This is a genomic window from Aestuariivirga sp. (genome assembly GCF_044238155.1).
GTDB lineage: Bacteria > Pseudomonadota > Alphaproteobacteria > Rhizobiales > Aestuariivirgaceae > Aestuariivirga.
In genome coordinates this window covers 1-5,810 of sequence record NZ_JBIIDX010000182.1, presented here as the reverse complement: position 1 = coordinate 5,810, position 5,810 = coordinate 1, and the positions used below count along the sequence as shown (strand labels likewise).

The 5,810-nt window shown below is 59.1% G+C and carries 3 protein-coding genes and 1 tRNA gene; 3 read left to right on the top strand and 1 reads right to left on the bottom strand.

Annotated elements, in window-relative coordinates; translation table 11 throughout:
• From ACILRN_RS15240 to ACILRN_RS15230, 3 genes are all read left to right on the top strand, one after another.
• Positions 1–270: pyrroline-5-carboxylate reductase dimerization domain-containing protein (locus tag ACILRN_RS15240; protein WP_395689714.1), on the top strand; the 270-nt coding region annotated here is incomplete at its 5' end.
• Positions 271–598: 328 nt separating this feature from the next.
• Positions 599–2,281 (top strand): solute carrier family 23 protein, encoded by a 1,683-nt coding sequence (locus ACILRN_RS15235; protein WP_395689713.1) that lies wholly within the window; start codon positions 599–601, stop codon positions 2,279–2,281.
• A 1,022-nt stretch (positions 2,282–3,303) separates the two neighbouring features.
• The gene (locus ACILRN_RS15230) at positions 3,304–5,190 is read left to right on the top strand and encodes an MFS transporter (protein WP_395689711.1); all 1,887 of its coding nucleotides are present in this window, start codon (positions 3,304–3,306) and stop codon (positions 5,188–5,190) included.
• A gap of 462 nt (positions 5,191–5,652) precedes the next feature.
• Here the strand turns inward: ACILRN_RS15230 and ACILRN_RS15225 are convergent.
• A tRNA-Phe gene (locus ACILRN_RS15225) sits at positions 5,653–5,728 on the bottom strand.
• Positions 5,729–5,810: the final 82 nt, after the last annotated feature.

The following is a 5,810-nucleotide window of genomic DNA, read 5'->3' as shown; positions in this document are numbered from 1 at the left end:
TTTTCCGGCATGACAACGCTGATGATGCAGGATGTCATGAACTGGTTTGAACATCAAGGTCTTGAACCGGGCGCAGCAAGGCAGCTCGTGGCGGAGGTCGTCAAGGGTAATGCAACGGCGCTCCTCGAAACCCCACTCTCAATGACGACGCTGGCCCAGGGGTTCGTGACGCCCGGCGGCATCACGGAGCAAGGACGACGAATACTCGATGAGGGTGGCAGCTGGAGCGAGGCACTCGACGCGGTGCTTTGGCGGTTGCGCAACGCGTGATGATCGGGTTGGAGATCCTGTTTGCCTTGACCTGCAAGCGATGTTTTTGCCGCCAGAGTGGCAGGAGTGTCTGATCCGTCACCGCTGAAGTGGCCTTGTCTGAGTAATCTCGTTCGGTTTCATGACTGTCGGAACTTGCCAAGTAGGGTAAGCACCCATTGAGGCTGACGCCGGCGCTTTGTGTGCGGACCATTACGGTTGACAAGACACGTCCAACGGACTTTATTTATTTTGTTGGGGTGGCTCTGCTTACCAGTGAGTTGGCGGCTTTCCGTCTGGATTTGAAATGTGGGGCGCCTCGCCAATGGCCCGAAAACCGAGAAACATCATGTTTGCCAGGAACGAGCGGCCGGCGTTCGCGCCGGTCATGCTGCTGGCTGCTCAGCATGCCGCGCTCTCCATCTTGTTTCTAGTTTATATGGTGCTGATCGCCAAGAGCGCTGGTTTTGACTCCGATCAGCAGAAGGCCTTGCTGGCTGGAACGCTGGTAAGTTGTGGGATTGGCGCCTTGCTTCAGGCGGCATTTCCTCGTCACGCAAGCGGGCTCCTCGTCCTGCCCATCGGTACGCCTGTTTTCGTGGCGTTCGGAATTCAAGCTGGTGTTGAGGCAGGGCCAGGTGGTATCGCAACTCTTGCGATTCTTGGTGGCGTTGCTCAAATTGGCATGGGGCAGATCCTGCCCAGACTGAGAGCCTTCTTTCCTGCCGAGGTTTGCGGCGTGGTTGTGCTCATGCTTGGTGTGTCGATCCTGCCGCACGCCTTCCTCAGGATATTGGGCGTGCAGGCTGACGCCGCCGATGTGATAGTCGATTCTGAAGCACTCATCATCGGCCTTACAACACTGGCAAGCATCATAGCTGCATCTGTCTGGCTCAAGGGAACGATGCGCTTTTTCGCGCTGCTCCTTGGGTGTCTCGTGGGTTATGCAGTGGCTGCCGTCTTTGGCGCCCTTGATGGCATCGAGCTTGCGGTCGGCACGGCATCCTTCGTTTCCCTGCCTCAGCCTGTACTGCCGTCACTCGAAGTCAGCCTGCCGTTGATCGGAGGCTTCCTGATTCTGGCGATTGTCTCCGCAATCGATGACATGGGCGTGTTCATCAGCATGGACCGGATGGATAACGCAGACTGGACCCGCCCGGACATGGCCCAGACGGCACGTGGTGTCACCGTGAGTGGCGTGACAAGCATTATCTCTGGCTTTCTGGGCGGCGGATTTCTGGGATTTTCTTCCACCAACATCGGGCTTGCCTTTGCTACGGGGGTCACCTCACGTATCGTCGGAATTGGAGCAGGCATTGCCCTCATTGCGAGCAGTTTCTTTCCAAAGCTGATTGCCCTCATCGGAGCCATGCCTGAGGCAGTCGCGGGTGGCATTCTGGGTTATGCCGCCAGTTTCTTCATCGTGGCCGGCGCCGAGCTGGCCCTGTCACGAATGCTGTCTGCCCGGCGCATCATTGTCATTGGAGTGCCTGTGGCAGCAGGCATCATCGTGCAGGCGACCCCCGCCGTTGCCCAGGCCTCCACCGGCTTCATGGCCATTGTCCTTCATTCACCATTGATGCTGTCGGCTCTTTTGGCTATCGCGCTCAACGCCATCATGCGAATTGGGGTGACCCAGTCCGGGCAGGTCGAGATCGTGGAAAACCTGGCCGCACGCCATGAACAGATCAAGGACGTACTTGAGCAGTGGGGTCAATCATGGGGTCTTCCGCGTACAACCGTGTCGCGCGCGGCTGATACGGTAAATCTGATGATTGAAGCAGTCTCGGATCTGCGCACTGGCCCTGTCACGCTTGAGGCGCGCCATGATGATGTGAATGTTGACTTCCGGATCATCTATGCGGGACAGCCAATATCGTTTCCGGATCGCGCCCCAACACCGGATGAGTTGTTGGATGCAACTGATGGCGAGGCGCGGATGGCTGGCTGGCTCGTGCGCCACTTGGCAAATAAGGCGACGCAATTCCAGCTGAAGGGTCAACAGGGCATCAGTTTGCGATTCGACGCGTGATCTTGACCTCGACGAATCTCCCACAATTGTAATTCGCCTGACTTCATTGTCGTCCTGATTGTCGCCCGGAACGCTTAAGAGGACCCTTGGGTGGTTTGGCTCTGGATTGAAGGGACAAGCAACTCTGGTAATTGATGGTCAAGCCCCAATATACGTGGCCATCTTGAGCGGATACCTGGTTGCCATCTCGCTGCCGAGCTTCGAGTGAACACGTGGCAGGGCTGCTTGCCGCCATTCGGCAAGGACAAGGCGATGTGTATCCGTCCATGGCCGGTCCTTTGGCCAGGGATCGTGCGGTCTCACGGATCGGCAATGGCAGTGTCAAGCGTGGTGTGTTGCGTGATTGCCTCAAGCACCGTTGATCATTTGCGGTATGGCGGTAGCAGGGCCAAGAGAAGCAGCCGGGCAGGCGCGCTGGTCGCCGTACGACACCGAGACGACTTGCAGCATGCGATGTGATGAACGCGGGCCAGATGGCTGCGAATGAGGCGATCATGGATATGTTGCACGGCAGCGGCACGGGTACAGGGTTTGCCCGCCACCGAGCCGGCAAGCCTTGCACGATCAGCGGTCGCCATTCCGCTTCATGGGTCTCGGCGATGCGTATGGATCCTTGGCAGGTCCTGCAGTAAAGCCCCTGCCGATCCAGCCCCACTGAAGCTATCCAACTTGAGACATGTCTCATGGCATCAGGATGATTGGTAAAGGCTCGGGAAGGCGCACACGCCTGAAGAGATCGTCGCCGAAGCCTGCAGTGTCGCGGAACGTGCAACATCCGCCAGCCACATGGTTCGCAAGGCTGTTGGCCTCCACCCCTGGAAGCCTTCCTACGTCAGTCCGTGTGGGTGGCTGAGTTGTCCCGGTCTGCCGCGCCGCCCGCGCTGGTATCGGAGCCGATCATGCAGTAACATTCAAACACGGATCATTCGTTGGGGCTTGATCACCAGGGCGGCTGGGCGTGGCAGTCCCGTCCTTGCGATCTTGAGAGGTCTTGCAGGCCTCTGGATCCGAGGGGAGAAGACATGACAGGCACGACAGCAGATCGGTCGGGCAATGCCCGCTCGCGGCCGATGACGGCAGAAGAGAAGAAAGTGATCTTGGCCTCATCGGCTGGCACCATCTTCGAGTGGTATGATTTCTATCTCTATGGTTCGCTCGCCACCATCATTGGCGCGCAGTTCTTTACCGCGTTCCCCGAGGCAACCCGCAACGTCTTCGCGCTTCTGGCCTTCGCCGCCGGGTTCATCGTGCGCCCGCTCGGTGCCCTGTTTTTCGGTATGCTGGGTGATCTGGTCGGCCGCAAATACACTTTCCTGATGACCATCCTGATCATGGGCATCGCGACCTTCCTCGTTGGTCTGCTCCCCAACTACAACGCCTGGGGTGCGGCGGCGCCGATTATCCTCATTGCGCTCCGCATGGCGCAGGGCCTCGCGCTTGGCGGCGAATATGGCGGCGCGGCGATCTACGTCGCCGAACACGCTCCGCCCCACCGCCGCGGCTACTACACCTCCTTCATCCAGACTACCGCCACGCTGGGCCTTCTGTTGTCGCTGATCGTGATCCTGCTCGTGCAGGGCTACGTCAACGCCAACTACCCGGAAGCCGCCGTGCTCGATGCGGCTGGTGTTGCGGTCATGAACCCGGACGGCACGCCGCAGATGATCAAGGCCTTCAACGCATGGGGATGGCGCATTCCTTTTCTCGTATCGATCTTCCTGCTGCTGATCTCGCTCTATATCCGTCTGCAGATGAGAGAAACCCCGGCCTTCAAGAAGATGAAGGAGGAGGGCTCGGCCTCCAAGGCGCCACTGCGCGAGGCCTTCGGCAACTGGCGGAATGGCAAGATTGCGCTGATCGCGCTTCTGGGCCTCGTCGCTGGCCAGGCCGTCGTCTGGTACTCTGGCCAGTTCTACGCTCTGTTCTTCCTGCAGAATGTGATCAAGCTCGACAGCTTCACAGCAAACGTTCTCGTCACCTGGTCGCTGATTCTCGGCACGGGCGGATTCCTGGTCTTCGGCTCGCTCTCCGACCGCATCGGTCGCAAGCCGATCATCCTGGCGGGCTGCCTGTTGGCGTCAATGACCTACCTACCGGTGTTCAAGATGCTGACGCAGGTGGCAAATCCTGCGCTCTATGCTGCGCATCAGACCACGGTGACGGTGACTGCTGACCCGGCCGACTGTTCGTTCCAGTTCAACCCGACGGGCACACTGAAGTTTACCAACTCCTGTGACGTGGCCAAGGCCCAGTTGCAGCGCATGTCGGTGAATTACTCCACGGTCCCGGGCCCTGCGGGCAGCGTGACCGAGATCAAGATCGGTGACACTGTCGTTCGCTCGTTCAATGCCGCGGCCAACACGGCTGCGATCAAGGAGGCGACGGCAGCACTCGATGCCGCCAGGGCGGGCACCGACCAGGCGGCTGTTGATGCGGCCCTGGCCGCACTCGAAAAGGAAAAGGCTGTAAAACCCACCTTCGAGACGACTCTCAATGAAGCCCTGAAGGCCTCTGGTTACCCGCTGGTTGCTGCGGACAACACGACGGTTGCCAAGGCATCCAACTTCTTCGACATCTTCACGGGTCAGAAGTTGGCAATCGTTGCCATCCTCACCTACCTGATCATTCTCGTGACGATGGTGTACGGCCCGATCGCGGCAGCCCTGGTCGAGCTCTATCCGACACGTATCCGTTACTCAGGCCTGTCGCTGCCCTATCATATCGGTAACGGCTGGTTCGGTGGCCTGATGCCGGCAACCGCCTTCGCAATCTCGGCCCAGAGTGGCAACATCTATGCAGGTCTGTGGTATGCGATCATCATTGCCGCCATGACGGTGGTAATCGGAGCAATCTTCGTGCCGGCCAGTACCCACGAGACGGACATCTTTGCTGACGACATGCGGCGCTGAATCGCCTGAGCACCACTGATGCGGCAGGCCGGGGGTCCCCGGCCCGTCTCGGCGCGCATGCGTTGCGCCGTGTGGATGGGGCTCGCCAGCTGCCCGGATTTGACAAGCCCGGGTCCAGGCGCAGCGAAGGTTGAAGGCCGGAAGTCTTGAGTGCCTTGGTGATGTCGTGATCTATCGGCCAGATTTTCAGGTTTGATCAACAGCGCGCGATTTCCCACAGAGATTGCCCGGCTGCTGCGGTATTCGCCTATCCTGACAATGAGAGCGATGTACGGGGAACGGAGTTTCACATCGAACATCGTTCACGCCATGATCGTGTTGTCGCACGCGTTGACAACCGTGCTGGAACTCATACGGAACTGCATGGCATTGCAACGTGATTTTGCACGACACGCGGATGTCTCTCCCGCCACGCACCCTTGCGCAGATGGCTCAGAGACAACTGCATTTTGCGGGAAGAAGTGGTGCCCAGGGGCGGAATCGAACCACCGACACGCGGATTTTCAGTCCGCTGCTCTACCAACTGAGCTACCTGGGCGCTGGTCAAGAGTGGCGGGTGTATAAAAGATCGATGCAGCGCTGGCAAGCACTACCTTGTGGCCTGAGCCTGTGTTGCCGGC

What these genes read in the sequence shown, in the direction of transcription:
- ACILRN_RS15230 (WP_395689711.1), top strand. Translation starts at nt 3,304, where the DNA reads ATGACAGGCACGACAGCAGATCGGTCGGGCAATGCCCGCTCGCGGCCG.
- ACILRN_RS15235 (WP_395689713.1), top strand. Translation starts at nt 599, where the DNA reads ATGTTTGCCAGGAACGAGCGGCCGGCGTTCGCGCCGGTCATGCTGCTG.